28 protein-coding genes are annotated in these 25,060 nt (G+C 69.6%); 13 read left to right on the top strand and 15 right to left on the bottom strand.

Annotated features, from left to right (window positions below):
• Positions 1-10 precede the first annotated feature (10 nt).
• The 4 genes from AB0I04_RS02110 to AB0I04_RS02125 all read right to left on the bottom strand — a co-directional run bounded on the left by AB0I04_RS02110 (position 11) and on the right by AB0I04_RS02125 (position 4,125).
• Positions 11-1,051 carry a questin oxidase family protein gene (locus AB0I04_RS02110; protein ID WP_360877512.1) on the bottom strand — a complete coding sequence of 347 codons (1,041 nt, stop codon included), beginning with the start codon at positions 1,049-1,051 and terminating at the stop codon, positions 11-13.
• 92 nt (positions 1,052-1,143) lie between these two features.
• Entirely contained in the window at positions 1,144-2,415 is a 1,272-nt protein-coding gene (locus AB0I04_RS02115) for a hypothetical protein (protein WP_360877515.1), read from the bottom strand.
• 311 nt (positions 2,416-2,726) lie between these two features.
• Complete coding sequence (locus tag AB0I04_RS02120; RefSeq protein WP_360877518.1) at positions 2,727-3,140, bottom strand: VOC family protein; 414 nt, start codon at positions 3,138-3,140, stop codon at positions 2,727-2,729.
• Positions 3,130-4,125: a LysR family transcriptional regulator gene (locus AB0I04_RS02125; protein WP_360877609.1), complete on the bottom strand. Its 996-nt coding sequence runs from the start codon at positions 4,123-4,125 to the stop codon at positions 3,130-3,132. The genes AB0I04_RS02120 and AB0I04_RS02125 overlap by 11 nt, the downstream gene beginning before the upstream one ends.
• Before the next feature lie 90 nt (positions 4,126-4,215).
• Here AB0I04_RS02125 and AB0I04_RS02130 point away from each other — a divergent pair, with 90 nt between their 5' ends.
• A complete protein-coding gene (locus AB0I04_RS02130; protein ID WP_360877521.1) occupies positions 4,216-5,550 on the top strand; it encodes an aspartate aminotransferase family protein in 1,335 nt (444 codons plus the stop codon).
• A 15-nt stretch (positions 5,551-5,565) separates the two neighbouring features.
• Here the strand turns inward: AB0I04_RS02130 and AB0I04_RS02135 are convergent, their stop codons facing one another.
• Positions 5,566-6,438, bottom strand: a complete 873-nt coding sequence (locus AB0I04_RS02135) for an LLM class flavin-dependent oxidoreductase (protein WP_360877524.1) — start codon at positions 6,436-6,438, stop codon at positions 5,566-5,568.
• A gap of 83 nt (positions 6,439-6,521) precedes the next feature.
• Here AB0I04_RS02135 and AB0I04_RS02140 point away from each other — a divergent pair, with 83 nt between their 5' ends.
• Positions 6,522-6,992 carry a MarR family transcriptional regulator gene (locus tag AB0I04_RS02140; RefSeq protein WP_360877527.1) on the top strand — a complete coding sequence of 157 codons (471 nt, stop codon included), beginning with the start codon at positions 6,522-6,524 and terminating at the stop codon, positions 6,990-6,992.
• 177 nt (positions 6,993-7,169) lie between these two features.
• The gene (locus AB0I04_RS02145; RefSeq protein ID WP_360877530.1) at positions 7,170-7,718 is read left to right on the top strand and encodes a hypothetical protein; all 549 of its coding nucleotides are present in this window, start codon (positions 7,170-7,172) and stop codon (positions 7,716-7,718) included.
• Between the two features lie 34 nt (positions 7,719-7,752).
• Here the strand turns inward: AB0I04_RS02145 and AB0I04_RS02150 are convergent, their stop codons facing one another.
• From AB0I04_RS02150 to xylA, 3 genes are all read right to left on the bottom strand, one after another.
• Positions 7,753-8,235, bottom strand: coding sequence for a GNAT family N-acetyltransferase (locus tag AB0I04_RS02150; RefSeq protein ID WP_360877533.1), 483 nt, complete (start codon positions 8,233-8,235; stop codon positions 7,753-7,755).
• Positions 8,236-8,433: 198 nt separating this feature from the next.
• Positions 8,434-9,816, bottom strand: a complete 1,383-nt coding sequence (xylB, locus tag AB0I04_RS02155; protein ID WP_360877535.1) for a xylulokinase — start codon at positions 9,814-9,816, stop codon at positions 8,434-8,436.
• 100 nt (positions 9,817-9,916) lie between these two features.
• A complete protein-coding gene (gene xylA / locus AB0I04_RS02160; RefSeq protein WP_360877538.1) occupies positions 9,917-11,059 on the bottom strand; it encodes a xylose isomerase in 1,143 nt (380 codons plus the stop codon).
• 93 nt (positions 11,060-11,152) lie between these two features.
• On the opposite strand from xylA, the gene AB0I04_RS02165 reads away from it, so the two are divergent.
• Entirely contained in the window at positions 11,153-12,379 is a 1,227-nt protein-coding gene (locus tag AB0I04_RS02165) for an ROK family transcriptional regulator (protein ID WP_360877541.1), read from the top strand.
• 15 nt (positions 12,380-12,394) lie between these two features.
• Here the strand turns inward: AB0I04_RS02165 and AB0I04_RS02170 are convergent, their stop codons facing one another.
• The 4 genes from AB0I04_RS02170 to AB0I04_RS02185 all read right to left on the bottom strand — a co-directional run bounded on the left by AB0I04_RS02170 (position 12,395) and on the right by AB0I04_RS02185 (position 14,909).
• Positions 12,395-12,646: a hypothetical protein gene (locus tag AB0I04_RS02170; RefSeq protein ID WP_360877544.1), complete on the bottom strand. Its 252-nt coding sequence runs from the start codon at positions 12,644-12,646 to the stop codon at positions 12,395-12,397.
• Between the two features lies 1 nt (position 12,647).
• Complete coding sequence (locus AB0I04_RS02175) at positions 12,648-13,232, bottom strand: hypothetical protein (protein WP_360877547.1); 585 nt, start codon at positions 13,230-13,232, stop codon at positions 12,648-12,650.
• A complete protein-coding gene (locus AB0I04_RS02180; protein ID WP_360877549.1) occupies positions 13,229-14,035 on the bottom strand; it encodes a hypothetical protein in 807 nt (268 codons plus the stop codon). Before AB0I04_RS02180 ends, AB0I04_RS02175 begins: the two co-directional genes overlap by 4 nt.
• Positions 14,036-14,456: 421 nt before the next feature.
• Positions 14,457-14,909, bottom strand: coding sequence for a hypothetical protein (locus AB0I04_RS02185; RefSeq protein WP_360877552.1), 453 nt, complete (start codon positions 14,907-14,909; stop codon positions 14,457-14,459).
• 564 nt (positions 14,910-15,473) lie between these two features.
• Here AB0I04_RS02185 and AB0I04_RS02190 point away from each other — a divergent pair.
• The 3 genes from AB0I04_RS02190 (at position 15,474) to AB0I04_RS02200 (ending at position 17,424) form a co-directional block, all read left to right on the top strand.
• Positions 15,474-16,325, top strand: coding sequence for a hypothetical protein (locus AB0I04_RS02190; protein WP_360877555.1), 852 nt, complete (start codon positions 15,474-15,476; stop codon positions 16,323-16,325).
• 159 nt (positions 16,326-16,484) lie between these two features.
• Entirely contained in the window at positions 16,485-16,583 is a 99-nt protein-coding gene (locus tag AB0I04_RS02195) for an SAM-dependent methyltransferase (RefSeq protein ID WP_360877558.1), read from the top strand.
• A gap of 544 nt (positions 16,584-17,127) precedes the next feature.
• A complete protein-coding gene (locus AB0I04_RS02200; protein ID WP_360877561.1) occupies positions 17,128-17,424 on the top strand; it encodes a hypothetical protein in 297 nt (98 codons plus the stop codon).
• Positions 17,425-17,526: 102 nt separating this feature from the next.
• Here the strand turns inward: AB0I04_RS02200 and AB0I04_RS02205 are convergent, their stop codons facing one another.
• Together AB0I04_RS02205 and AB0I04_RS02210 are read right to left on the bottom strand one after the other, a co-directional pair.
• The gene (locus AB0I04_RS02205; protein ID WP_360877563.1) at positions 17,527-17,820 is read right to left on the bottom strand and encodes a hypothetical protein; all 294 of its coding nucleotides are present in this window, start codon (positions 17,818-17,820) and stop codon (positions 17,527-17,529) included.
• Between the two features lie 418 nt (positions 17,821-18,238).
• A complete protein-coding gene (locus AB0I04_RS02210; protein WP_360877566.1) occupies positions 18,239-18,991 on the bottom strand; it encodes a hypothetical protein in 753 nt (250 codons plus the stop codon).
• Positions 18,992-19,163: 172 nt separating this feature from the next.
• Between AB0I04_RS02210 and AB0I04_RS02215 the strand changes: the two genes are divergently transcribed.
• The 5 genes from AB0I04_RS02215 (at position 19,164) to AB0I04_RS02235 (ending at position 22,908) form a co-directional block, all read left to right on the top strand.
• On the top strand, positions 19,164-19,451 hold the full coding sequence (locus AB0I04_RS02215; protein ID WP_360877569.1) for a hypothetical protein: 288 nt from the start codon (positions 19,164-19,166) through the stop codon (positions 19,449-19,451).
• A 262-nt stretch (positions 19,452-19,713) separates the two neighbouring features.
• On the top strand, positions 19,714-19,875 hold the full coding sequence (locus AB0I04_RS02220) for a hypothetical protein (RefSeq protein ID WP_360877572.1): 162 nt from the start codon (positions 19,714-19,716) through the stop codon (positions 19,873-19,875).
• 571 nt (positions 19,876-20,446) lie between these two features.
• A complete protein-coding gene (locus tag AB0I04_RS02225) occupies positions 20,447-20,677 on the top strand; it encodes a helix-turn-helix domain-containing protein (RefSeq protein ID WP_360877575.1) in 231 nt (76 codons plus the stop codon).
• 235 nt (positions 20,678-20,912) lie between these two features.
• Entirely contained in the window at positions 20,913-22,130 is a 1,218-nt protein-coding gene (locus AB0I04_RS02230; protein ID WP_360877578.1) for a tyrosine-type recombinase/integrase, read from the top strand.
• Positions 22,131-22,215: 85 nt separating this feature from the next.
• The gene (locus AB0I04_RS02235) at positions 22,216-22,908 is read left to right on the top strand and encodes an SAM-dependent methyltransferase (RefSeq protein ID WP_360877581.1); all 693 of its coding nucleotides are present in this window, start codon (positions 22,216-22,218) and stop codon (positions 22,906-22,908) included.
• Between the two features lie 24 nt (positions 22,909-22,932).
• On the opposite strand, the gene AB0I04_RS02240 is transcribed toward AB0I04_RS02235, so the two are convergent.
• Positions 22,933-23,793, bottom strand: coding sequence for an amidohydrolase family protein (locus AB0I04_RS02240; protein WP_360877584.1), 861 nt, complete (start codon positions 23,791-23,793; stop codon positions 22,933-22,935).
• A 73-nt stretch (positions 23,794-23,866) separates the two neighbouring features.
• Between AB0I04_RS02240 and AB0I04_RS02245 the strand changes: the two genes are divergently transcribed.
• On the top strand, positions 23,867-24,706 hold the full coding sequence (locus AB0I04_RS02245) for a PaaX family transcriptional regulator C-terminal domain-containing protein (RefSeq protein WP_360877587.1): 840 nt from the start codon (positions 23,867-23,869) through the stop codon (positions 24,704-24,706).
• Positions 24,707-25,060 lie beyond the last annotated feature (354 nt).

The following is a 25,060-nucleotide window of genomic DNA, read 5'->3' on the forward strand; positions in this document are numbered from 1 at the left end:
CATCCTCCCGTCAGAGCTTGTCGATCAGTTCGGTCGCGCGGATGACGGCGGCGAGGGCGTCGGAGTCGCCCGTTCGCCAATGGACGTCGATGCTGGTGTCGGCGAGCTTGATGACGTGCTCGTCTCCGTGTCGGACGGCACGGGCGAACACCTCGTCGGCCGAGTCCGGTGCGGCGGGCAGGCCGTGCCTGGGCGCGGGTGCGGCGGGGGCGTACGCGGCGGTCACGGCCGCGCTCGCGGCCCAGGCGGCGTACAGGCTCTCGGCCCACTGGGTGCGCGGCAGCGCGGGCAGGGCGCGGAGTACGGCCATGGGTGCGGTCGCGGCGTGGACCAGCATGACGGCCGAACCGTGCGCGTTGGGAAGGTAGCGCACGGTGGCGGCGGTGGTCAGGTCGGCCAGGAGGTTCCGGGCCTGCTCGGCGTCGACGGCGGGTCGCAGCGCGGCGAGCGCCACCGGCCATCCGGCGAGGTCGGTCAGCTGGCCGAGCCGGTGGTTGATACCGGCCGCCTGCTCGGGAACGCGCGGGACGGCGGCGAGGGCCGCCGCCGGACCGGTGGTGCCGGAGGGCGCGGTGAATCCGGCGACCTGCTGCCAGCGGGCCGCCCAGTAGCCGAGGGCCTGGCCGAGTTCGGCCAGGAGCGGGCCGTCTTCGTGGTCGAGCAGGGCATGGACCGCGTGGCCCGTACGGATCACTCCGTGGGTGGCGCCGGCCGCGATGCCCGGGAGCAGCCGTGGCCACCAGGTCTCCAGCACCGTACGCCAGGGCTGTTCGGTCACCTCGCGTGCGAAGAACGCGAGCCAGTCCCCGAGACGGTGTGGGTCTCCCAGCGCCGAACGCCACTCGTCGGCGGTGATGGGCGAGGAGCCACGCGGCAGATCGTCCAGTCGGCGTGCGTAGACGTCGAGCCAGCGGTGGACCTGCCGTGAATGCCCGTGCCGGACCATGGCCTCGACCGCCATGGGCCCGTGATTGGTGAGCCAGCCCTCGAACTCCGGTCCGGTCTGATGGAGCCGTTCGTAGGCCTCTTCCAGCGTGCCGTTTCCGTCCATGTCCCCGATCGTCGACCACGGGTCGGCTCGCGCGCACCGGCCCAGGGACCGATCCGCCCTCGTCCGTCGGACCTAAGGCGCTAAGGCCTGTCTCAAAGCCCCGCTGTCCTACTGCGCGGCGTCCAGGCGGTCTCCTGGTCCAGGACCCGCTGGGCCCGCCCCGTCTGCCAGGCGTCGCCGAGCCGACTGAACTCGTCGCGCAGGGCGGTCAGCGCGGGGACGCCGAGGGTGCGCAGCGCCTCCTCGCGGGCGAGCTTTGGGTCGTGGGCCTCCAGGTAGCGGCCGAACTGGTGTTCGTCGAGCAGGTGCAGAAGAATCACCCGCGCGGTCTCGGTCAGGCCCAAGCGCCGGGCGACGCCGGCCCAGACGACGTCGTCCTCGTACCGCCGGTCCTGCCCGAAGTACGCGGCGTCGGTCTGCCGCGCCCAGCGCAGGACCTCCTCCTGTTCGGCGCCAGCTCCGGGGACGGCGCCCAGGGCATCGAGGGCACGGCCCAGCAGCGGAAGGTCGGCCAGCCTGCCATGACCGGCCAGGAGGACGGCGGCAAGGGCGAGTTCACCGTCCGGCTCGGTGCGCCCGCCGCCCTGGCGGTGGGCGAGTTCCTGTTCCAGCAGACGGTGCAAGAGCGGCGCGTCGCCGTCCCCGCGGTCGTATTGGGCCGCGCGCAGGACGGCGGCGCGCCGACCGCCGCCGGCCTCGTCCCCGGCGTCCGGGGCCGCGCGCAGCCGGGCGAGACCGGCCGCGGCCTCCGCCAGGAGGGTGTCGCTCAGGGGCGGGACCGGGGCGCGGTCGAGACGGCTGTAGGCGTGCCCCTCCTCGGCGTTGAGGAGTACGTAGCAGGGCTCGGTGCGCGCCAGCGCATCCCGCAGCCGGTGCACGAGGTCCACGGGGGGAAGCCTGCGCAGGCCGAGGGAGGCCAGCAGCGCACCGCGCTCCTCCTCGATGTCGGGATTGTCCTCGCGCAGTTCCTCCTCCGCCTCCGCGACGGCCCCCGCCAGCGCCTCGTCCCCGCCAGCAGCCGGCCTGCAGGCCAGGCCGAGCCAGGACGGCAGCCCGATCAGGATTTCCAGCGCGTCGCCGAGCCGGTCGGCGATCAGACCGGCGGCCCCCTCGGAGTCGGCGTAGAGGACGGGCCGCAGATCGCGCCGGGCGGGGTGGTTTCCGCACAGGAAGTACGTTCCGCCGGTGTCGTCGCCCGCGATGGCCTCCAGCGTCGCGCCGGACGCGAGCCGCACGGGCTCGACATGGTCGGCGCGCGCGATGTCGAACTCGAACGGGCAGGCCGCCGTCTGCGCGGCCTCGGAGTCCCGCCGCAGAACCTCCAGCAGGTCGGGCGCCCCGGCCGGGTGTCGCGGCTGCGTCATGCCGGGAACGGTAGCAGCCGGCCCGTACGTACGTCCCCGGTCCGGCCGTACGTTCCGATCGGCCGCCGAACCGGGACAACTCACCCCCGCGCGGGTCCGGCGCGGGTTCCGGAACATCCGCCCGACAACCACTCTGCCCGCCAGCGCGCCGAAACCCGGCAAGCCCGGTCCCGGATGCCCACCCGGCTCGAAAAACCGCCGACCCGCACCCCGCTACAACGTCGGAAAACCGCGCGACCTCACCATGACCGGGAACATCAAGATCGAAGAGGTTGAAGAACAAGCTAGGTGCTTGGCCGCCCGCCGGCCTGCTAGGGACGTGCGTAAGGCCGGGTCATGATCTCCATGTTGTGGCCGTCCGGGTCGTCGAAGTACGCGCCGTGGCCGCCGAACAGGTCGTTGGTCCGGCCGGGTTCGGAGTGATGGGGGTCGGCGTAGTACGCGACGCCGGCCGCTTCCAAGCGGGCGATCATTTCGGCGAACCGCCCCTCCGGCACGAGGAACGCGTAGTGCTGCGGCTGGACCGGCTCGTCGCGCCTCTCGAAGTAGTCGAGCGTCACGCCGTTGCCGAGGTCGATGGGCAGGAACGGCCCGAACGGCGCGCCGACCTCCAGTCCCAGGATCCCGGCGATGAACTCGGCCGACCGCCGCCGGTCGGTGGCGTAGACGATGGTGTGGTTCAGCTGAACGGTGGTGACGGAGTGGCCGTGCTGGTCATGCGTCATGTGATGCCTCCCCAGTGCTCATTTTCAGGTGCCCCGCGTGGGCGTCGCCCGGAAGGTGCTGAACGCTTCCAGGATGGGCCTGTGGTGTCAGTTCGGGGTGGTCTGGGTCGTGGCGTAGGGCGTCGAGGACCACGTTGACCGCCGCCCGCGGCGGTGAGCCGCGGCGGATCGCCGCGGTGATGGTCCGGGTGACCGGGGCGGCGAGGTCGCGGGTGGCGACCCGGTACCGCGGGTCGACGGCCAGGCCGGGCAGCAGTGCGATGGAGAGGCCGGCTTCGACGTGCTGCGTGGTCAGCATGTAGTTGCTGAAGCGGCACACCACCCGCGGCTCGAACCCGGCTTCGCGGCACAGTCGGGTGGCCAGGTTCGCCATGTAGGACTGGGGCATGTCGAACGCCCACGGCTCGTCCGCGAAGGCGGCCAGGTCGGCCGGGCCGCGGCCCGCGGCGGGATGTCCGGGCGGCATCACCAGCACGATCGGGTCGGTGGCCAGCGGCACGATGTCGAGGTCGGGTCCCAGCGGCTGCTCGACGAAGTCCGTGGTCGTGATGATCACGTCGACGTCGCCCACGCGCAGGGCGGGCATGCTCTCGTGCGGTTCCAGCTCCAGCAGTTCGACGTCGAGATGCGGGTACGCCTCGGCGAGCCGGGTGACCGCCGGGACGGCCAGGCTGTGGATCGCGCTCTGGAACACGCCCAGCCGGACGAGCCCGGACGGTTCCTCGCCAAGGCCGCGCAGCTCCGCTCCGACCGCGGTCATGTGGTCGAGGATCTCCCGGGCTCGCCGCGCCAGGATCAGCCCGGCCGGGGTGAGCCGTACCCGCCGCCCGGTGCGTTCCAGCAGACGCGTGCGCGTCTCCGCCTCCAGCACGGACAGCTGCTGGGACACGCTCGACGCGCTCAGGTTCGCGGCCTGGGCGACCGCGCGTACGGTGCCCAGAGTGTCCAGCTGAACCAGCAGCCGCAGCCGCCATGGGTTGAACATCACACGTCCATTGTTGTGCGGTTCTTCCGAACAGTACCGCCGGGATCGTGAGATGGACGTGTCACTCGGCGGGCTCTTACGGTCGGGGGCATGGCTGCTCCGACCTCCGCCCCGCTGTCCGCCGAAGCCTTCTGGGCCGACGCCGACCGGCATCTCGTGCGTTACGCCGGTGCCGGCGAGTTCACCGGCGAGATCATCGACCGTGCCGCCGGGAGCTTCCTGTACACCGAGGACGGCCGGAAGATCCTCGACTTCACCTCCGGTCAGATGAGCGCGATCCTCGGCCACTCGCACCCGGAGATCGTGGCCACCGTGCGGGACCAGGTGGCCAGGCTCGACCACCTCTTCAGCGGCATGCTGAGCCGTCCGGTCGTCGACCTCGCCCGGCGGCTGGCCGAGACGCTGCCGGCTCCCCTGGAGAAGGCCCTGCTGCTGACCACCGGGGGCGAGTCGAACGAGGCCGCGATCCGGCTGGCCAAGCTCGTCACCGGCAAGCACGAGATCGTGTCCTTCGCCCGCTCGTGGCACGGCATGACGCAGGCCGCGGCGTCCGCCACGTACAGCGCGGGCCGCAAGGGCTACGGCCCGGCCGTCCCGGGCAACTTCGCCATCCCCGTGCCCAACGCGTACCGGCCCGACTTCACCACCGCCGACGGTGAACTCGACTGGCGGCGGCAACTGGACTTCGGCTTCGAGCTGATCGACGCTCAGTCGGTCGGCAGCCTCGCCGCCTGCATCGTCGAGCCGATCCTCAGCGCGGGCGGGATCATCGAACCGCCCGAAGGTTACTTCGCCGCGCTACGGGAGAAATGCCACGAGCGCGGCATGCTGCTGATCCTCGACGAGGCCCAGACCGGCCTGTGCCGCACCGGCGCCTGGTACGCGTTCCAGCGCGACGGCGTCGTCCCGGACATCCTCACGCTGTCGAAGACCCTCGGCGCGGGACTTCCGCTCGCCGCGGTGCTCACCAGCGCCGAGATCGAGCAGGAGGCCCACGATCGCGGCTTCCTGTTCTTCACCACCCACGTCGCGGACCCGATGATGGCCGCGGTCGGCAACACCGTCCTCGACGTGCTGACCCGGGACAGGCTGGACGAACGCGCCGCCGAGCTCGGCGGCCTCCTGCGAAGCGGTCTGGAGGACATCGCGCGGCGGCACCGGGTGGTCGGGGACGTTCGCGGGCGCGGCCTGCTGGTCGGGCTGGAGCTGGTCGCGGACCGCGAGACGCAGCGCGGCTCCGACGAACTCGGCGGGCTGGTCACCCGGCGCTGCCTGGAGCTCGGCCTGCACATGAACATCGTGCAGCTGCCGGGCATGGGCGGTGTGTTCCGGATCGCGCCGCCGCTGACCGCCACCGAAGCGGAGATCTCCCTCGGCCTGGCCATCCTCGACCAGGCCATCGGCGACGCGACCACCCTGACCTGAGGCCGCAGCCCTCCGTCAGGCGGTCGCGGAGCGCAGCGCCGGCAGGACGTCGCCGGCGAGGCGTTCGGCCTGCGCGCGGGCGTCGTCTTCGGGGAGCATGAAGTTCATGGAGGTGAAGCCGAGCCCGGCCAGCTCGAGGAGGCGATCGGTGATCGCCGAGGCCGGGCCGGTGACCGTTCCCGGGGCCGAGGCGGGGCCGTCGATCCAGATGGGCACGTTGTACACGCAGGTGATGTCCGAGGGGTCGCGGCCGGCGTCGGCCGCCGCGGCGTGGATGCGGTCGCGCATGTGCACCGCATCGTGCGGTGGCGCGAATCCGTAGGACGGGATCCAGCCGTCGGCGAGCCGTCCGGTCGCGTCGAGGGCCCGCGGGCCGTACGTTCCGAGCCAGATGGGGATGGGACTTCGCGGCTTCGGCTCGAGGTCGGCCTCTTCGACGCGGTAGCGAGGGCCGTGGTGGCTGAAGCGTGGCTGTGACCACAGGCCGCGCAGGATGTGCAGGGTGTCGACCAGGCCGTCGACCTTCTCGCGCGGTGTCGGCACCCCCAGTCCGAAGGCGCGGAACTCATCGTCGGAGTAACCGCCGCCCAGGCCGAGGATCAGCCGGCCGTCCGACAGCCGGTGCAGCGTCTCGGCCATCTTGGCGACCATGGCGGGGGACCGGTAGGGGATCCCGAGCACCCGAGTCGCGATCCGGATGCGGGACGTGGCCGCCGCGACCCAGGTTAGCAGCGTCCAGGTCTCGTAGGTCGGGGTGCTGCCAGAGGGGTGGTCGGAGGTGGACACGAAGTCGTACCCGAGTTCCTCGGCGTGCCGGGCGAACCCCACGGGATCTCTCCCGGGCCCGACCGCCGGGGACAGACCCACCCCGAACCGCATGACACTCATGTCCCGCTCCTTTTGTTGACGTGTAACCGAAATCCTGAAGGAGGTTTTGGTTACATGTCAACCAAATGGCCTAGAGTGTGCGCATGGACGCTGACCCGCGCTGGCTGAACGACGAGGAGATGCGGGCCTGGATGGGCTACCGCAGGTTGCGTCTGCTGCTGGACGCGCAGACGGCGCGCGATCTGCAGCACGACTCCGGCCTGTCGGTCGCGGACTACGACGTCCTGTCGACACTGTCGGAGGCGAGCGACAACCGCGGACGCCTCACGCGCCTGGCCGCCCGGATGCAGTGGTCCAAGAGCCGGTTGTCGCGTCACATCACCCGAATGGAGCAGCGCGGTCTCGTGACGCGCGAAGAGTGCGCCACCGACGGCCGGGGCGCGACCGTGGTCCTCACCGAGCACGGCCTGCGCACCTTGCGGGAGGCCGCCCCCCACCATGTCGAATCGGTCCGCCGCCACTTCGTCGACCGGCTGACCCCCGACCAACTCGCGGCGTTCGCCGCCGTCGCGGAGACGGTCCTGGCCCACCTGTCCGACCCGCAGGACCCCTGAGGAGAAGCCCGGCCGGCGTGACGACCGGAGACCCGTTCTTGATCATCATCGGTTACAGTCGGGGCGGCATCCCCTCGGCCCGCGGATGTGGTGGGGCGGGCCGTGGATGGGCACCCGGCTCGTCAGCGCCACGAAGCCGGCCGATTCCTGACGGACCCCGTTGGTACGGTGCGCGCCATGGTCGATCACGTATCTCCGCTGCTGAGCCGTATTCGCCAAGACCGTGCGCTCGATGGCCTCATGGACGGGTTCGAGTTCGATCTGAAGGGGGCGGATCACGTCGAGTTCGTGAGGCTCTCGTCGGGCGCGAAGCTGGAGCCGGTCGCGGGGTGCGGCGCGGGGGGCACCTATTTCCTGTGCGGGGAGGGCCCCGGAGAGGACCGGCCGGTCCTGTACGCCGACTCCGAGGGTAGTGCCGCCCTCCTGGCCGACGACCTGCGCGGTGCGCTGACCATCATCGTCGGCCTGCCCACCTGGCACGACTGCCACTTCGATCGCCCCGGAGGTCTGGAAGCGACCATCGCCGAGGCCGAAAAGTTCCACCAGGAGTGGCTGACGTACGAAGCGGACTACGACGACGACAGCGCGACGGTCGCCGATGCGCTCGGCCTCGAGCTCGCACCGCGCCCGGAGCTCATCCGGCGGCTGCACGCCGCCTGGTCGCGGACCGTGCCGGACTATGTGCTGCTCAACGAGTGGGACGGCGCGTACGAGCTGTTGTTCTGACCGGTCATCGGCACGACGGGCATGGGGTCGCCCGCTACAGCGACCGGGTCAGGTGGACGATCCGCTCGCCGGTGCTCAGACGCCCCGTACGACCGCTGGGCCGAAAACCGGTCCGGTCGTAGAGGCGAAGGGCACGGTCGTTACCCTGCCCGGTCCATAGTTGCAGCGACGTGTGGCCTTGACGGAGGGCCTCCTCGCGCACCGCGTCGAGCAGGAGCTCCCCGATCCGCTTCCCCCAGTGGTCGGGGCGGACGAACACCATGGAGATGTGACACAACCCGGGTACGACTCCGCCCGCGCCGTCCTCCGCCCGGCCCGGCTCGGCCGCCGCCATGCCCACGAGTTCTCCGGCGCGCTCGGCGACGATCACCAGGCCGGTCGGGTCGGCCAGCTTGGCCTGAACCCGCGCGACGCGGTCCGGGCCAGGCGTCTTGCCCCTGGCGGCGTTGGCTCGCCGCCAGACCTCCAGAGCCGCAGTGAGATCACTGGGCTGGGCGACGCGGGTTGCGGTGCTCATTCGACGGCCACCTCCGGACGCGAGCGTAAGGGCGAACGGCCCGTTCGCGCGTTCGACCGCGCGATGGCTGCAGCGGCGGTGCGATGACCGCTCCGATGGAACGATGACCGTTCCGGCGGCGTGGTGACGGTTCTGGCGACGTGATGACCGTTCCGGCGGCGGTCCCGTTGGATGGACGGGGCCGCCGCCGGAAGTCGCTCAGCGGGACAGGATGTGGTCGCGGGCCTCGGCGTAGCGTTCGCGGATCGCCGGGACCGCGTCGGCCTCGTACGTCTCCAGGCCCTCGCGCTCCCAGCGCTGCGGCTCGGCCGCTCCGGACAGCGCCCAGGCGGCCTGGGCGGCCGCGCCCTCGGCGACGTATTCGCCGGTGGGCGGGACCAGCACCGGCCGGCCGAAGACGGTCGGCGCGATGCGGCGTACGGCCTCCGAGCGGGCGGCGCCGCCGATGAGCAGCACCCGCTCGGCCCGGACACCCTGGGCGAGGAGCGCGTCCAGCCCGTCGGCGAGGCCGCACAGCATGCCCTCGATCGCCGCCCGTGCCAGGTGCGCCGGCGTGGACGTGGCCAGGCGCAGGCCGTGCACCGAGCCGGTGGCGTCCGGCCGGTTCGGTGTGCGCTCGCCCTCCAGGTACGGCACGAGCACCAGGCCGTCCGCGCCGGGCGGTGCGGACAGCGCCAGCCGCGAGACCTCGTGGTGGTCGACGCCGAGCAGGGCCGCGGCGGCGTCGAGCACGCGGGCCGCGTTCAGCGTGCAGACGAGCGGCAGGAACCGGCCCGTCGCGTCGGCGAACCCGGCGACGTCCCCGGCGGCGTCGGCGGACGCCCGTTCCGCCGCGGCGAACACCGTCCCGGACGTACCGAGGGACACCACCACGTCGCCTGGCCGGATACCGAGGCCGAGCGCCGCGCCCATGTTGTCGCCGGTCCCGGCTGACACGAGCGCGCCGGCGGGCGTCCGGCCCGCGGCCTCGGCCGGGCCCAGGACGCGCGGCAGCGCCGGGACCCGCCCGAACGCCATCTCCAGCAGGTCGGGCCGGTACTCCCCGGTCGCGGGGGACCAGTAGCCGGTGCCGGACACGTCGCCCCGGTCGGTCACGAACTCGCCGGTCAGCCGCCACGTCAGGTAGTCGTGCGGCAGGCACACCGACGCCGTACGGCCGGCGGCGTCCGGTTCGTTCCGGGCCAGCCAGCGCAGCTTGGTCACCGTGAACGACGCGACCGGCACGCTGCCGACGGCATCGGCCCACTTGGCCGGACCGCCGAGCTCGTCGACCAGCTCGCGGGCCGCGTCGGCCGAGCGGGTGTCGTTCCACAGCAGCGCGGGCCGTACCACCTCGCCGGCGTCCGACAGGCACACCATGCCGTGCTGCTGCGCCGCGACGCCGATCGCCGCGACGTCGTCCAGGCCGCCCGCCTCGTCGGCGGCCTGCCCCAGCGCGTCCCACCAGGCGGTGGGATCGGCCTCGGTGCCGTCCGGATGCGCGGCCTGGCCGGCGCGTACGACCCTGCCGGTGGCGGCGTCGGCCACCACCACCTTGCACGACTGGGTCGACGAGTCGACCCCCGCTACGAGCGTGCTCATCTTCCGACCCCTGCTACGAGCGTGCTCATCTTCCGACTCCCGCCACGAGCCTGCTCATCCTCCGGACTCCGTCACGAACGTGCTCATCAGCGCTTCCGGGTCACCGGGCGCCGAGGAGGTGCTCGACCGCCAGCTGGTCGAGGCGCTCGTAGTGATACCCGCGCTCGGCCGCGGCCTCGAGGTCGAAGTCGTCCTGGGCCAGGTGCTCGTACGTCTCGCCGGCCGCGAGGGTCGGCTCCGCGAGCTGGTCGACGCGGGACGCGGCGAGCGCCTCCTGCACCTCCGGGTCGGCGCGGAACGCCCGGGCCCGCTCCTTGAGGATGAGGTAGGTGCGCATGTTCGCGGCGGCGGACGCCCAGACGCCGGAGATGTCCTCGGTACGGGCCGGCTTGTAGTCGAAGTGGCGGGGTCCGTCGTACCCGCCGTTCTCCAGCAGGTCGACGAGGAAGAACGCGCTTTTCAGGTCGCCGTGACCGAACACGAGGTCCTGGTCGTACTTCGGGCCGTGCTGGCCGTTCAGGTCGATGTGGAACAGCTTGCCGTGCCACAGCGCCTGCGCGATGCCGTGCACGAAGTTCATCCCGGCCATCTGCTCGTGCCCGACCTCGGGGTTGAGGCCCACCATGTCGGAGTGCTCCAGCGAGCCGATGAACGCCAGCGCGTGGCCGATCGTCGGCAGCAGGATGTCGCCGCGCGGCTCGTTCGGCTTCGGCTCCAGGGCGAAGCGGATGCCGTAGCCCTTGTCGGTGACGTACGCGGCGAGCAGGTCGATGGCCTCGCGGAACCGGTCGAGCGCCACCCGTACGTCCTTGGCCCCGTCGGACTCGGCGCCCTCGCGCCCGCCCCAGAACACGTACGTCTCCGCGCCCAGCTCGGCGGCCAGGTCGAGGTTGCGCATGACCTTGCGGATGGCGTGGCGGCGGATGTCGCGGTCGTTGGAGGTGAACGCGCCGTCCTTGAACACCGGGTGGGTGAACAGGTTCGTGGTCGCCATCGGCACCTTGAGACCGGTCTCGTCGAGTGCCGTGCGGAACGCCGCGATCGCCTTGTCCCGGTCCGGCTCGACCGCGAGGAGGTCGTCGTCGTGGAACGTCACCCCATAGGCGCCGAGCTCCGCGAGCCGGTGCACCGCCTCCACCGGGTCGAGCGGCGGCCGGGTGGCGTCGCCGAACGGGTCGCGCGCCTGCCAGCCGACGGTCCACAGCCCGAAGGTGAACTTGTCCCCAGGGGTGGGTTCGAACATGTCGTCTCCTCAATTCGTCCAAGCTCTGGACTAATTAAATCCCGCAGGTGCCAAGTGTCAACAGGGGAGAGGTTCAATGATTAGTCTGTGAACATGCGGAATGAGATCACGCCCGTCCGGCACGGCACGATGCGCGCCCGCAACCTGGCCGTCGTGCTGGGCGAGATCTCCCGCCGGCAGCCGGTGAGCCGCGCCCGCCTCGCCGACGTGACCGGCTTCACCAAGACCACCGTATCCAGTCTCGTCGCCGCGTTGAAGGACGCCGGCCTGGTCCGGGAGGACGGCCCCGTACGCGACGGCGAGCGCGGCCGTCCCGCCACGGCCGTTTCGGTCAACGGCGATCGCGTCGCCGGCCTCGGCCTGGAGGTCAACGTCGACTACCTGGCCGCGTGCGTGCTAGACCTCGGGCGGCGCATCCGGCATCGGCACATCGTCGCCGCCGACAACCGGTGCCGCGAACCCGAGCGTGTCATCGGCGCGCTGACGGCCCTGGCCGAGACGGCGATCGCCGCGGCGGGGGAGCAGGACCTGACGGTCGCCGGCGCGGTGGTCGCGCTGCCGGGAACCCTCGACCGGGCCGGCGGCCGGGTACGGACCGCGCCGAACCTCGGCTGGCGCGACGTCGCCGCCGAGGAACTGCTCACCGCCGGGCTGCCGCCGCTCGCGCTGCCCTCCGACCAGGACAATGAGGCGAACCTCGCCGCCCTCGGCGAGCTTTGGTTCGGCGACGGCCCGGACCTCGGCTCGTACGTCCACGTCTCCGGCGAGATCGGCGTCGGCGCGGGCATCGTCGTCGACGGCCGGGTGTTCCGCGGAGCCCACGGCTTCGCCGGCGAGCTCGGCCACGTCGTCATCGACCCGGACGGCCCGCTCTGCGCGTGCGGCGGCCGCGGCTGCCTGGAGCAGATCGCGGGCCAGGAGGCGATCCTGCGAGCCGCGGGCATCCCGGACGTCACGGCCACGTCCACCGCCGGCCCTGACGGTCCGCTCGCCGCCCTCGTGGCCCTGCTGCGCGACGGCGACGAACGGGCGCTGTCCGCGGTACGGCGCGCGGGCGAGGCGCTCGGGCAGGCACTCGCCGCGGCGGTCAACCTCCTCGACCCGGACACCATCGTGCTCGGCGGCATCTTCTCCGCGCTCGCCCCCTGGGCGAACCCGGCGGTGGAGGCGGCGCTCGCGCGCGGCACCGGCATCGTCCGCAGCGCGCCTCCCCGGCTGACCGTCTCGCGCCTGGGCGGCGACGCCGCCGCCTTGGGCGCCGCTGCCCTCGTCGTCGAACGCGTCATGACCGACCCCGCTCTCCTACTCCCGACCGCCTGAGTCGGGCCGGAAGGATCAATCTCCGTCGTCAGGTCGATTCGCCGTCCGATAGCGCGTCAGGTCATAGCGATGAGAAATGCCGATCGGGGCGTCGCTGAGTTTACCGCCGAATCGAGCACCACTCGGATTGATGTGCTTTTGTGGTCCTTGGTAGAGATCGCGTTTTCCGGATTTCTGATTGTTGTCGGGCGACTTGGGGTCCTTGGAATTCTTCGTTTCGTCGGTGCCTTCTTTTTTGAGCCCTTCGTTGCCTCTTTCGATACCCATTTTACTCTCCCTCGTCCTCTTCTTTCAGTAGGCGTATGAGAGGCCATCCGTTGGCGAATTGCAGATATGGCAGGACCGATTCGATGAACCGCTCCTTCGGAGTCGGGGCGTCGCTGAGAGCCGCGGTGAGGCGGAGGTGTTCCGGTGGGTCTCCGATGCCGTCGATGGCGGTGCGGTCGGGGTTCCACGTCAGCGGCATCCGGCGCAGGGCCGCCAGTTGATCGGCGGCGGACAACCCGGTGAGGTCGAGGCCGCGGGCGAGCCAGGCATCGGTGTCGGGATGCGGGCGGTCGCCGGGGTCGTCGTCGCGGGCAAGCGCCTGGAAGATGTCGCTCCCGGCCAGAAACGGGGAACCGGACTCCTCATCCTTTGGAAGGGCGGTGCCGATGGCCGTGGCCAGATCAGCGGCCGAGCCGACCGGCCGGAGGAGGTACGGTCGGCCGGCGAGATCGGTCGCCGCGCACAGCAGGGCGCCGACACGTACGGCATCCAACGGACCCCGGCCCGCGGCCATCAGGTGAACCCGCCAGGTACCGGAGACCTCGGCTTCGGCCAGGAACCGGTAACGCGACTCGGCGCGCGTCACCGCGACCCGATGTGATTCCGACGAGCGTTCGGCCTCCCGCAGAATGGGTACCGACCGGGCCAGGCCTCGCAGCCGCTGAGCGGCGTCCGCCCGATCCACGGGTTCGGCCACCACGAGCCACCCGAACGGTTCGCCGAGAAGGCTGGACAGGCATTCCTCGAAGAGCGTCCCGTACGCGCCCGCCCCTCATCCGGCCGCTCGGCCCGCAGCGCGTCCAGGTAGCCGGAGCAGCGCACCCAGTACGGGAGCCGTGCGAGCAGGTCCGCCGCTTCGCCGGGAGCCATGGCATCCAGCATGGCGCCGCCGGCGCTGTGCAGGAGCGCACGCCATCCCTCGGCCGTGCCCCCGAACACGTCGATCCGCTGGTGCGCCACGGTCGGCTGGACACCGAACCACCGCGGGGCGGTGTCGGCGGCCTCCTGAGTCTCCCACCTCAGCCGAACGCATTCCGACTGCCAGCGAGCCTGCTCGCGAAAGAATGTGTCGTTCGCCGCCGTCATCTGATCGAACCAGCGGCGTCGCGCCTGTGCCATCCGGGTCAGGCTCGGCCATGGCCGACCGACCGTGACCGTTCCGAGAGCCACGAGGGCCACCCCGCTCCAGAGCAGGTACGGCGGCCATTCGGCGAAGTGAAGGTTCGTCGGCCGCCGCTGCGGCTCGTGACGGGCGGCGGCCCGGGCGTTGGCCTTGGCCTGGGCATGCGCGACCCACGAGTCGATGCCCGCGCCGAAACCCAGGAGCGTGACGCCCAGGCCGAGCACGGCGCAGGAGAGGACGGCCCAGGTCACCACCCACTTCGTCATCCGCCGTCGGCGCAGACCGCCCTCGACACCACGTCGAACACCGCGTCCAACGGAACGCTGAACGGGAAGGTCAACCCGACGAAACGGGTCCCACGGGCTATCGAATGCCGCACCGTTCGCCCCTCAGATCGCCACCACCGCTTGCGGCGGAGGTCCTGACACATGCCGTGGCCGGGCCAATGGACCGGTCGTCGGCGCGCCCGCCGGGTGACCCCGACCTTCGGCCTCTGCCGTACGGCAGGTTATTCAGGTGTCGCGTGCGTTCCGGAGTCCGAGATCGCGCACCCGCTCTCCGTCGCGTGTTCCGCATGAGCGGATCGCACGCGGTGGCGTCATACGATCACGGCCCTCACCGCTCCCGAGCGCGCGACCGGATGAGGGGGACGGTCTCGTAACGTTATGACGGCGGGCGAGGCCGCTGTCAGGTGGGTTTGCTGCCGTCGTTGGTCGCGATGAAGGACAGTTGCTGTCCCGGCTTGCCGGCCGGGCGGCGTACGCCGTTGACGCGGATCTCGACCGCGCCGCCATCGCTGATGGCGACCTGCAGGCGGGGCTGGTCGGCGATGAACGTCTCTCCATGCTGGAAGGTCCGGTTGACCAGGATGTCGGAGTTGCCGGGGGTGCTGACGAAGATGTCGCACTGCTTCCCGGTGACGGTGATCGTCAGGACCGGCGGCCGGGCCGACGGCGATGAGTCCGCGGAAGATGACGACGACGCGCCCGCGGAGGCCGCATCGGTCGCACCGGATTTGGTGCGAAGCGCGTCGACCATGGCGTAGGCGCCCACGGCCAGGAGGGCGAGCGCCACGACCACCGTCGTGACGGCGAGCGTGATGCGCGCGCCGCCGCGGGGGTCACTGCGGTGTCGTGCCATCGGTGGAAGAGTAGCGTGACCTGCGCAATCGTGAACAGACCGGACTTCCGCCGAGAATCGGAAACCGCCGCCGGACGCGCTTGCGATCGCGCCGGAACAGGCCGCCGGGCGCGTTGACCCCTGCCCGGAATGCGGGCGCCCGGGCCGTCCGCGGATCGGAGTCCGTACGTCGAACGGCCACATGGCCGCCGAGAGGCGAAGCCTTCCGGAACACCGCAAGCCCGGCGTTGCCGCGTTCCGCATCCGGGGAGAGCCTCGGCAGCGGCGACATCGCCGGGCACTCGACCGGTCCTGACCGAACCTCCACTCAACCGGCCGGGATCAGACCGGTCATCAACCGGGCCGGCGCCGGCCCGGCCGGTGTTGGAAAAGGACAGTCCTCCTGTGGAGGGATTGGTGCGGCCGGACGGTGACGCACAGATCCGTCAGGGTTACGGAAACGACAGTCCTGCGGCATGTTTCCTTTTTGTGATCATTCTTGGGGCAACCGGGTGATGGATGGGTCCGTCCTCTCTCTCGCGTGAAGATCACGCGAGTCCATCATTCGACCCATAGGTGATTAGTTTGCGACGTATCACCCTCGGCATCCTCAGCGCTTCGGCGGTGATGTGCACGCTCACAGCGCTGCCTCCCGCCGCGCTGGCCGAAACGGCGGCCTCTGCCGCCTCCCAGGCGAGACTCGACCAGAAATCGCTGAATTTCGACCAGTTCGCTGTCTCGTACGACCCGTGGGGAAAGGTAACGGTCGACGGAGTTCTGCGCGGCGATCCCTCCGTGGTCACCGTGCTCCCGCTCGCCATTGAGTTCTCGACCGACGGGAAGACGGGCTGGAGCGTCAAGAAGACGGTCAAGGCGGGCACCGACACCAGCTCGTTCCACACCAGTCTCTACTACAACATGTCCGGCTACTGGCGGGCGCGGTTCGCCGGTGACGCGACCTACCAGGCGGCGACCAGCTCGGTGCGCAAAGCCTGGCGCTGGCGGACCGAGATCCACTCCTTCAAGGTCTCGCCGAAGAAGGTCCGCAAGAACCGGTACGCCACGGCGAGCGGCCGCCTGATCCGCTGGACCACGCTCACCAAGCACGGCGGCTACTCCGGGCGCAAGGTCCGGATCGTCTTCCGGTTCAAGGGCAAGAAGACCTGGTACCACCTCGCGTGGGCCAAGACGAACAGCAAGGGCTACTTCAGCAAGAAGGTCCACGCGTACGGCAGCGGCTACTACGGCGCGATCTTCGAGGGCGGCAGCGGCACCTTCGCCACCGCCTCGGACAACACGCCGTACGTGAAGACCTACGGCATCGGCGGCGGGTCCGTCGCGGCGCAGACGGTTCCCGGTCCGATCGTGAACTGGACGCCGTCCTCGTCGTCGGCGTTGTCCGCCACGGCTCCGCTGCTCTCGGCCCGCCGGGACTGATCGGAGACACCGGGCCTCTCGCGGCCGACCGGGCGTCGCCCGTCCACCACCGTGGACGGGCGACGCCCGTGTCGCAGCGGCCCGACTTCCGCTACGTTGATCATGAATCGTGAGGGAGACTCATTGCCTCGGCCGGCGAGTGAACGGGAAGGGGGCTCGATGACGATGGACGCGATGATCCCGGAGGGCCTCGACATCGCCACCCCGAACGTGGCCCGCATGTACGACTACTTCCTGGGCGGCAAGGACAACAACTGACCTACGGCTGGCCTGGGCATTCCTGGCCGTTCCGGTGCAGTCCGGAGCGGTTGGGTCTGCCCAGGTCAACGAGCGTTTTCGGGGTCTTTCGGGGGTCTGGCGTCCGGGCGGATTCCGGCCCGTTGGGATGCGCTCGACTCCGTTCGGATGACGTGGGGATGACACGCTGGGGGGCTGGTCATCACGCGTCATCGAGAGCGTTGACCCGTCGCGGCGGGGCAGCGCCGGACCAGATCAAGCGGCGCGGGCCTTGGGTGGGTGGGCGGGATGGCTGGGGAGGGTGGACCGGGGCGGCCACTGGCTTGGCTTGCGGTGAGGGCGGGGGCGCTTAGCCTTGCCGGGGCGAACGGGCACGGCTTGCCGCTGCCCGCAATGACCGAGTGTGCGCCCCCGTCGGAGGCTCGCCGCAAGCCGAGCCAGTGGACGTTGTGGGCCATCCGGCGTCAAGATCGCTCGTAAGCTGGCTGCCACTGGGTGATCGTGCCGTGGGATTCTTCGATCAGGTTGCGTTTGCGGGGCCGGTCATCGTTAGAGGTGAAGAGTCATGAACGTGGAAGACGTCGTCGTTGGGCTTGGTCTGGATCTGTACGGCATCGCGTTCTGTGCCGCGTGTCGCTGGTACGTCCGCGATGACGGGCGGATGAAGCGGATGGCCGAGAGCCGTTGGTGGCTGGACCGTCGCGTGGTTCGGCGAGTCCGCCGCGGGGAGATAACGCGGGATGAGTGGTTCGCGCGCTTCATTCGCCAACAACGCGCATTGGTGAGCTGGGGCGTCACATCGGTCATCGCCCTGTGGCTCGTTGGCTGCAGTGGGCTGATCGTGCGAGGGCTGGGTCGTTAATGCCGCATCCTGCGGGGCTTCTTCAGGTTCGTGTGCTTAAGGGTCGGCTCGCGGGTGACTCTGCGGCGCTCCCGGGGTCCGTCCGCACACAACCTGTTCGGATCACCGCTCGGGGTAGGCGCGGAAAGCTCTATCGATGGCGTTACGCGTCCGCGCGTCCTCAAGACGGGCTTCCAACGGGTTGTCGCCCCAATCGGCCAGGCTGACATGGAGGACGCCGCGCCGTGCAACGGTCTGCACAGGACGGTCCAATAGCTTGCCCGCGTCACGACTGGCACGGCGATAGCGCGCAAGCTCCTCGTCGTCGGTGTAGCGGGCGTCTAGGCCTCCGGTGCGGCGAAGCTGCTCGGCCCATTGGGCGGCGAGATCGGCGGCGTGGTCCTGGTCGTGGCTCACGGGCCTTTCCTTCCGGACGCGGTGTTCCCCTCTTGAGTCTGCCGGAATCGCGAGGGGAACGCATGAGGTAGCTCGCCTGACTCTGGGAGGGTGCGCATGGCCACGCGGGCGCGATTCGTGTCGCGGGGACGGAGGGCGGGGCGGCAGGCCGCCGGGACGGGCGAGGACGGCGCGAAGCGCCGCCCGCAGCCCGGATTCCGGCGGGCCTGCCCTTCCCCGCCCGGCCGTTCCCTGACTACGGGAGGCGAGGCCGGTTGATGGCCGTAGGCCACCCCGTAGGGGCGAGCGAAGCGAAGTCTGCCGGCGTCGCCGTCCCCGCAGGCTGCGCGCCTCTGGCGCGCCTTGACCCTGTAGGGAAATTCGTAACACGTCAGACTTCAACCCGATGCAGAGACAGCCCGCCCGTCCAGAGACGGGCTCAGCTAGATGCCGGTGTCGCGACGTGGCCGGACTCCCAAAGCTCGGCGACGTGGTATGCAAAGCGGTCGTAGAGTCCTTCGTTCTGGTGTCGCCGGATGTGCAGCATCGGTGAGTCGTGCCCGACCAGCCTGGCGAGGTGTGGGGTGACGAGCATGTCTTCGTCGAAAACGAAGACGCTCATGGCGATGTGCTCGTCGCTGAAACGGGTCTCGATCCCAGAGACTCCTTCCAGTTTGGAGAGCTCATCGAGTGTGACCCTAATCCGTGTGCTCACTGTCAGCGGTACGGCTTCGAGTTCTTCCCGATGCCGGGTGACCTCGCTGTCCGGGTCTCCGACGAGGAACCGGATGCGGCAACCACTCTCCGCCTTGCGCCGGAGGACGTTTCGCAAGCTGGGGTGCTCCAGCCACAAGAAGTAGTTGGTGTAGCCAGCGAAGGTCAGTTCCGTCTCAGCCTTGGTGATCAGGCTGCGCCATACCGATTTGGGGCATGAGGATCGGAATGGGTACACGCTTACGATCTCGCGATCCGGTCCGGTCTTCACGGTGTTTCGGACGGCTTCCGGCCAGAGCATGGATTCATCAACTCCCAGCGCCTCGGCGGCGGCCCAGCGGTGGCGGGGGTGCGGGAGACGGCCGTCTTCGCCGACCCACCGGCTCACTGTCTTCATGTCCACATTGCATCGTTTTGCGAGGTCCGCTTCGGTCAGCCTAGCTTCGGCCATGGCTCGGCGGAGTGCGTCGTTCGACACAGTGGCCACCTCGGAGGTGAGGACGGAGAGGACGTATTCCTAAGCTAACCATGAAACGTCCCTTCCGTCCCGCGAACGCGGTTCCTTCGTCACCTCGGCCGAACGATCCTCGACATCAACACGGGGCTCCCACCAAAGCGGGGCACTCAAACAGACGTCGAGGAGCGAATCCATGGGTGAGGAGATCGCCACCGAGACGATGCTTCGGCATCTGCGGAGCGTCCGGAAGCATGCCGAAGAGGCGGGCCTCTTGGGCCGCGTTGTCCAGACCACGCGATCGAAACCACCAGTGTTAGTGCTGGTCAATCCCGAGGCGCGGCAATTGTCCGAAGAGATCAGCTGCCGGGAACTCGCTGGCGTCTGGTGGCTCCACTGGTCCTGGGATGATCCGATCGCGCGGGCGGTCGATATGGCTGGCGCGATGGCCGCCATACGGCGAGTGCTGGGCGTGCGGCCGTGAAGGCAAGACACAGCGCCGGTGCGCACTCTCAACAGGGGCCGCGCGCCTATCAGCGGGACTACTACGCCCGGGACGTTGCCGCAGATCTGGCAAGTAGGTGCCCCGGCTGGGTGATCATCTGGTCGGCCTGGCGGCAGACGTTCACCGCGTTCTCCGCTGTGACTGCCGAGTGTGTGGTGATCGACGACCCATCGGCGAATCGGCTTCTGGAAAGCATCGGCGCTATCCAGCGTGCCGTCGCACACGGACGGGCAGTTATCTCGTGAGCGTCGAAAACGAGTACCGCGAACTGATGGATGCCCTTGCGCTACCTACGGTTGGGCATTCGAGTCAGGCTGCGGAACTGATCGATCTAGAGCACTTGATCGAGCGCTATCCGAAAGAGGCGCGCGCGATCTTGGAGCGGATCGAGGGTGGCTCATAGACGTGGGCGTGCGGCACGGGATGGAATCTCGCAAATCTCACTCGTCCGTCGCGCGTCCACCCTATTCCCGCAGGGCCGGTCAAATCTGTTGAAGCGGTAGCGGGTTAGGGGTCGCGTCGGCGCGGTTGGGGAAGGCCGCCCGGCGCGCCCCTGCTTCACACGTCCCGGTAGCTGAGGCCGGGGCGCGGGGTCGCTGGGGTGCGGGTTGAGGGGCCTGCACCCTGGCGGCCCCTTTCTTGTATCCGAGTCGTTCGCCTACTGCTCCGGTACCGGGCAGTGGGCGGCGAGGCAGATGGCGTCGCAGGGCAGCGGACTCGCTGACCGCCCTTGGCCATCCTCACCCTATTGACAGCGGTCATCGCCGCTTGCAGAGGGCGTGACGCGCCGACGTTTTCGGGTAAGTCCTGATGCTGGTGGATAACCCATCGTTTATTTGCGGCGCTAGAGGCGCACAACAATACACGCTAAGCGCGGATCGACGCGAAGCTACGCTGTGGAGGTTGGGTTGTGTGGTTCACCGAGAGATTTCCGGATGGGGCAAGGATGTCCAGGTAGCGATGGACTAGACGGAATGGCGCAGTCAGTGAGCGCGGGCAATTACGGCCTAGTGGATTTGTGGACGGCTGAAGATCTGGCTGAATTTCTCCGGAAACCGTTGTCGTGGGTGTATGAGAACTATCGGGAGCGTTTCCCGTTCTACCGGGTCGGCCAGGCTATCCGGTTCGATCCGGCGGAGATCCGCGCCAGCCTGCGGGGCCAGCGCGACGACGCGGACGACGCCTCGACAGTGACGCACAGGTAAGACGCGCCGCGTCGCGGCACCACTCCAAGAAAGTCAGGCGGAGAGCGGCACGCCCACGCTCAGCCACACGGGTGGGTGGGCGGGCCGCCCTCCGCAGCGTCAACAATTCCACGGCCATAAATTGACCGGTTCCGGCACAGCAATAACGCCTCTTTAGTGTTGATGATCTGCATATTTCGGCAGAGAATTGTGTCAACAGGCGTCAACAGGGATCGATCACAGAAAGGCGCGTGACATGGCGGAAGAGATGCGGGACGGAATCCGTAAGGTCCTCCTCAAGCGGGAATCCAAGCGGGCCGGTAAAGACGTCTTCGCATATAAGGTCCCTTACCGGGACGCGAATGGCAAGCAGACATCGGCGACGTTCGGCACGCTCAAGGAAGCTCAGGCGTTCCGGAACAAGATCCGGCGTCAACGCGATGAGGGCCTGGTCCTCGACGCCAAAGCGGGGATGGTGTCCTTCGGGGAGTATGCGGCCACCTGGCTGGAGCGGGCGCGGGTCAAGCGGGACAGCACCTACGCCAATTACGAACGGCACCTACGGCTGTACATTCTCCCGGCGCTGGGCGGGCGGCAGCTGCGGGCAGTCATCCGCACCGACATCCAAGCGTTCGTCACCAAGATCCACACGGGCGGTCTGGCTCCCCGTACCGTCGCATCGGTGTACGTGACGGTGTCGGCGGTCTTCCGGGCCGCTCACCTGCTCGACAAAAAGATCACGGCATCCCCGTGCGTAGAGATCACCCTGCCAGAGATCCCCGACAAAGAGGTGGAGGTGCTGACGGTCGCGCAGGTGCGGGCGCTGGCTGCCGGGATACCGGACCGGTACCGGGCAGCGGTCCTGCTGGCGGCCGGTTGCGGCCTGCGGGTCTCTGAGGTGCTGGGGCTGACCTGGGACCGGATCGACTTGGGCGCGCGAACGGTTAAGGTCGACCGGCAGATCACTCCGCGCGGCACCTTCGGGCTTCCCAAGACCAAGCGCTCAAAGCGGGTCGTTCCCATGCCTGACATGGTCGCTGACGCGCTGATCAAGCATCGGGCAGACTTCCCCCCGGCACGTCAAGACATCGTCCACACGGACGGCTCAACCGTGGAAGGCGCGGAACTGGTGTTCACGCGGGCGAACGGCAAAGCGGGCAACCACCGTGACATGTCCCGCGCGTTCCAGATCGCTCGGGCTCGCGCGGGCCTGCCGGACGCGGTCACCTTCCACACACTCCGCCACACCTACGCCTCCCTCCAGATCGCCGCAGGCACGTCACTGACCGCGCTTCAACGACGCATGGGGCACGGCTCCATCCAAGTCACCTCCGACATCTACGGGCATCTCCTGCCCACCGAAGATGACCGGACGCGCACCGCCATCGATGACGCATTCTCCGGCGATGACCCCGACGACGGGCGGCGCGGGCGTACCGGCACGCGTCTGACCTGCACGAACGCAGCGAGGTGACAAAACGATGACGCGGTCCGGCTACCTCCACGTAGGGCAAGCCTCCTACCTGCGGAAACACGGTCATGCTGCGTCAACGGGACACATGGACAACTTCGCGGCCGACCGCGAGGCCGCGAGCCGGATCCTGAAGGTCTTCCCCGACACCCCGGTGGCCGCGCGCGCCAACCGGGACTTCATGCGCCGGGCCGTGCGCCACCTCTCGGCCGCCGGGATCTCCCAGTTCCTCGACATCGGCTCGGGCCTGCCGACGCAGGGCAACGTGCATGAGTTCGCCGCGGGCGCGCGCGTCACCTACGTCGACAACGACCCGATGGTGCTCTGCCACGCGCGGGCCCTCCTCGGGGGCGCGTCCGACGTCTCGATCATCCAGGCCGACCTCCGGGACCCCGAGTCGATCCTCGGCCACCGTGACCTGAACCTGGACCTCTCCCGGCCCGTGGCGTTGCTGCTGGTGGCCGTGCTGCACTTCGTCACGGACGACGAGGCGCCGCACGACATCCTCGCGAGGTTCCGCGACGCGCTGCCCTCCGGCAGCCACGTGGTGATCTCGCACCTGACCACCGAGGGAGTGCCGGAGGAACACGTGCGGGCCGGTCGCGCGGCGTACCAGAACGCCACCGCCCCGATCGTGCCCCGCTCGCGCGAGGACATCCGCCGGTTCTTCGACGGCCTCGAGCTGGTCGACCCCGGGCTCACCCGTATCGCGGAATGGCGTCCGGACGATCCGAACACGCCACATTCACACGGTTTCGCTGGCGTCGCCTGCAAGCCCTGACCGCGTCTCCCCGGCCCGCGCGGGTCACTCTGGAACGTCGAGGCCGTACACCCGGATGGCGTTGCCGGCCAGCACGAGCGCGGCGGTCTCCTCGTCCGGGCAGAGCGCGGCGACGGCACGGGCGTTGGCCGCGATGCCGGGCACGCCGGGCCAGTCGGTGCCGAAGATGAACCGCCGGCACAGCCGCGCGACGTCGTACCGCGCGTAATACTCGGGCAGCCGGCGCGGCGGCAGTCCGGACAGCTCGATCCAGACGTTGTCACGGGACAGCGCGAGGAACGCCGCCGCGTCGTACCACCAGCCGCGTCCGCCGTGGGCGAGGACGACGTTCAGCGTCGGGAAGTCGCGCAGCACCGCGTCGAGCAGGATCGGGTCTGCGTAGGAATTGGTGGACCCGGGGAAGCTGCTGGTGCCGCAGTGCACCACGACGGGGACGCCACGGGAGCGGCACACCTCGTACGCCGGGTACAGCGCGCGGTCATCGGCGGCGAAACCGCCGTGCACCGGGTGCAGCTTGAGCGCCACCGCGCCCAGTCCGAGCTGGCGTTCGAGCTCCTCGGCGACGGGAAAGTGGTAGTGCGGGTTGATATTCGCGACCGCGCGCAGGCGGCGCGGGGCGTGCGCCGTGAGCGGCAGCAGATCCTCGATCGGCTGGATTCCGGTGGTCTTCGGGCTGTACTCGCAGAGCATCAGCGCGATGTCGACGCCTTCGGTGTCGAGGAGTTCGACGAACCTCTCCGGGATCGGCGTGCCGCCGGAGTCGAAGACCCCCTCAAGGACCGCCGCGTCGCCGAACTCGGCGGCCCAGCCTCGCCAGGCGGCCTTGAGCGTCGGCAGCCGGGCGGGATGCGTGTGGGCGTCGATGAGCGGCCGGCCATCGAGCACGAGGTGTTCCTGCCTCTTTGTCAGCGGGCTCTACAAAGTGTCAATTATGCACCTGATTTATGTAGAATTAAGTGTGACCGCCCCGCGACCCACGCTGACCCGACGGCATGCCCTGGGCGAGACGAGCGCGCGTTCTCTGCTCCTGACCCTACTGGGTGAGTTCGTCCTTCGTAATCGAGAACCGGTATGGACCGCGGCTCTCGTCGAGGTACTCGACGAGCTGGGCGTCGAGGAGAAGTCCGCGCGGCAGGCCCTGGCCCGTACGGCGGCCGACGGATGGCTCACCTCCGAGCGGGTCGGCCGGAGCGTCCGCTGGTCCCTCACCCCTCCCGGGCAGCAGCTCCTGACCGAGGGCGCGGAGCGCATCTACACGTTCGGCACCTCGACCGCCCGCTGGGACGGGGTGTGGCTCATCGTCTACGTCTCCGTCCCCGAGTCCAAGCGCCGGCTCCGGCACAAACTCCGGACGAAGCTGAGCTGGGCCGGCTTCGGCTCGCCCGGCCCGGGGATGTGGATCGCGCCGTCGTCGGTGCGCGAGGCGGAGGCGCGTTCGGTCATCGAGGGCCTCGGCCTGCAGTCCGGCGCCATGTCGTTCACCGCGCGGTTCGCCGGGGTCGGCAGCGAACGGGCGATGGTCGAGCGGGCGTGGGATCTGGAGGGCGTGGCCGCCCAGTACGAGGCGTTCATCGAGGCGTTCAGCGGTCTGCGTCCCGCCTCCCCGGAGTCGATCATGCTGGCGCAGACGCGACTCGTCCACGAGTGGCGGCGGTTCCCGTTCCTGGATCCCCGGCTGCCGTCGGCGCTGCTTCCCGCGGGCTGGATCGGCGACCAGGCCCGCGAACTGTTCGACGCCCGGCACGGCGAATGGGACGCGATCGCCCAGCAGAGGTGGCGCTCCCTCGCCGCCGGATAGAACGGCCCGAAAACTCGCCGTTCATCGGCCGTTTTTCCGGGGTCGAGCACCGAAGAGCGCGTTCTCCGAGGTAATCGGGCATTCCCTTCAAGATCGTCAAGGGTTATGGTGATCATCGAAATGCTCCACCAACCGAGGGAGAGGATCCCGATGGCGGCAGTGAAGAGCAGTGTCAAGCAGGTCCGGTACGTCATGGGCGCGATGACCGCCGTGTTCTTCGGCTCCTGCAGCGTCTCCTGATCCAGCGGCGTGGGGGGGGGGGGGCGCGGCCCGCCGCCCCCCCCCAAACCCCCCACCCCACCCAAGACCGAGAAAAGCAAACTCGGCGGTGCGAGTGGCTGGGGGGTCAGGTGG

The sequence above is a fragment of the Actinoallomurus sp. NPDC050550 genome, assembly GCF_040655075.1.
Lineage (GTDB): Bacteria > Actinomycetota > Actinomycetes > Streptosporangiales > Streptosporangiaceae > Actinoallomurus.

Bases quoted from the DNA above. Each gene is read 5' to 3' on its own strand.
- AB0I04_RS02110 (WP_360877512.1), bottom strand. From the start codon at position 1,051: ATGGACGGAAACGGCACGCTGGAAGAGGCCTACGAACGGCTCCATCAG.
- AB0I04_RS02115 (WP_360877515.1), bottom strand. From the start codon at position 2,415: ATGACGCAGCCGCGACACCCGGCCGGGGCGCCCGACCTGCTGGAGGTT.
- AB0I04_RS02120 (WP_360877518.1), bottom strand. From the start codon at position 3,140: ATGACGCATGACCAGCACGGCCACTCCGTCACCACCGTTCAGCTGAAC.
- AB0I04_RS02125 (WP_360877609.1), bottom strand. From the start codon at position 4,125: ATGTTCAACCCATGGCGGCTGCGGCTGCTGGTTCAGCTGGACACTCTG.
- AB0I04_RS02130 (WP_360877521.1), top strand. From the start codon at position 4,216: ATGGCTGCTCCGACCTCCGCCCCGCTGTCCGCCGAAGCCTTCTGGGCC.
- AB0I04_RS02135 (WP_360877524.1), bottom strand. From the start codon at position 6,438: ATGAGTGTCATGCGGTTCGGGGTGGGTCTGTCCCCGGCGGTCGGGCCC.
- AB0I04_RS02140 (WP_360877527.1), top strand. From the start codon at position 6,522: ATGGACGCTGACCCGCGCTGGCTGAACGACGAGGAGATGCGGGCCTGG.
- AB0I04_RS02145 (WP_360877530.1), top strand. From the start codon at position 7,170: ATGGTCGATCACGTATCTCCGCTGCTGAGCCGTATTCGCCAAGACCGT.
- AB0I04_RS02150 (WP_360877533.1), bottom strand. From the start codon at position 8,235: ATGAGCACCGCAACCCGCGTCGCCCAGCCCAGTGATCTCACTGCGGCT.
- xylB (WP_360877535.1), bottom strand. From the start codon at position 9,816: ATGAGCACGCTCGTAGCGGGGGTCGACTCGTCGACCCAGTCGTGCAAG.
- xylA (WP_360877538.1), bottom strand. From the start codon at position 11,059: ATGTTCGAACCCACCCCTGGGGACAAGTTCACCTTCGGGCTGTGGACC.
- AB0I04_RS02165 (WP_360877541.1), top strand. From the start codon at position 11,153: ATGCGGAATGAGATCACGCCCGTCCGGCACGGCACGATGCGCGCCCGC.
- AB0I04_RS02170 (WP_360877544.1), bottom strand. From the start codon at position 12,646: ATGGGTATCGAAAGAGGCAACGAAGGGCTCAAAAAAGAAGGCACCGAC.
- AB0I04_RS02180 (WP_360877549.1), bottom strand. From the start codon at position 14,035: ATGACGAAGTGGGTGGTGACCTGGGCCGTCCTCTCCTGCGCCGTGCTC.
- AB0I04_RS02185 (WP_360877552.1), bottom strand. From the start codon at position 14,909: ATGGCACGACACCGCAGTGACCCCCGCGGCGGCGCGCGCATCACGCTC.
- AB0I04_RS02195 (WP_360877558.1), top strand. From the start codon at position 16,485: ATGACGATGGACGCGATGATCCCGGAGGGCCTCGACATCGCCACCCCG.
- AB0I04_RS02200 (WP_360877561.1), top strand. From the start codon at position 17,128: ATGAACGTGGAAGACGTCGTCGTTGGGCTTGGTCTGGATCTGTACGGC.
- AB0I04_RS02215 (WP_360877569.1), top strand. From the start codon at position 19,164: ATGGGTGAGGAGATCGCCACCGAGACGATGCTTCGGCATCTGCGGAGC.
- AB0I04_RS02225 (WP_360877575.1), top strand. From the start codon at position 20,447: ATGGCGCAGTCAGTGAGCGCGGGCAATTACGGCCTAGTGGATTTGTGG.
- AB0I04_RS02230 (WP_360877578.1), top strand. From the start codon at position 20,913: ATGGCGGAAGAGATGCGGGACGGAATCCGTAAGGTCCTCCTCAAGCGG.
- AB0I04_RS02235 (WP_360877581.1), top strand. From the start codon at position 22,216: ATGGACAACTTCGCGGCCGACCGCGAGGCCGCGAGCCGGATCCTGAAG.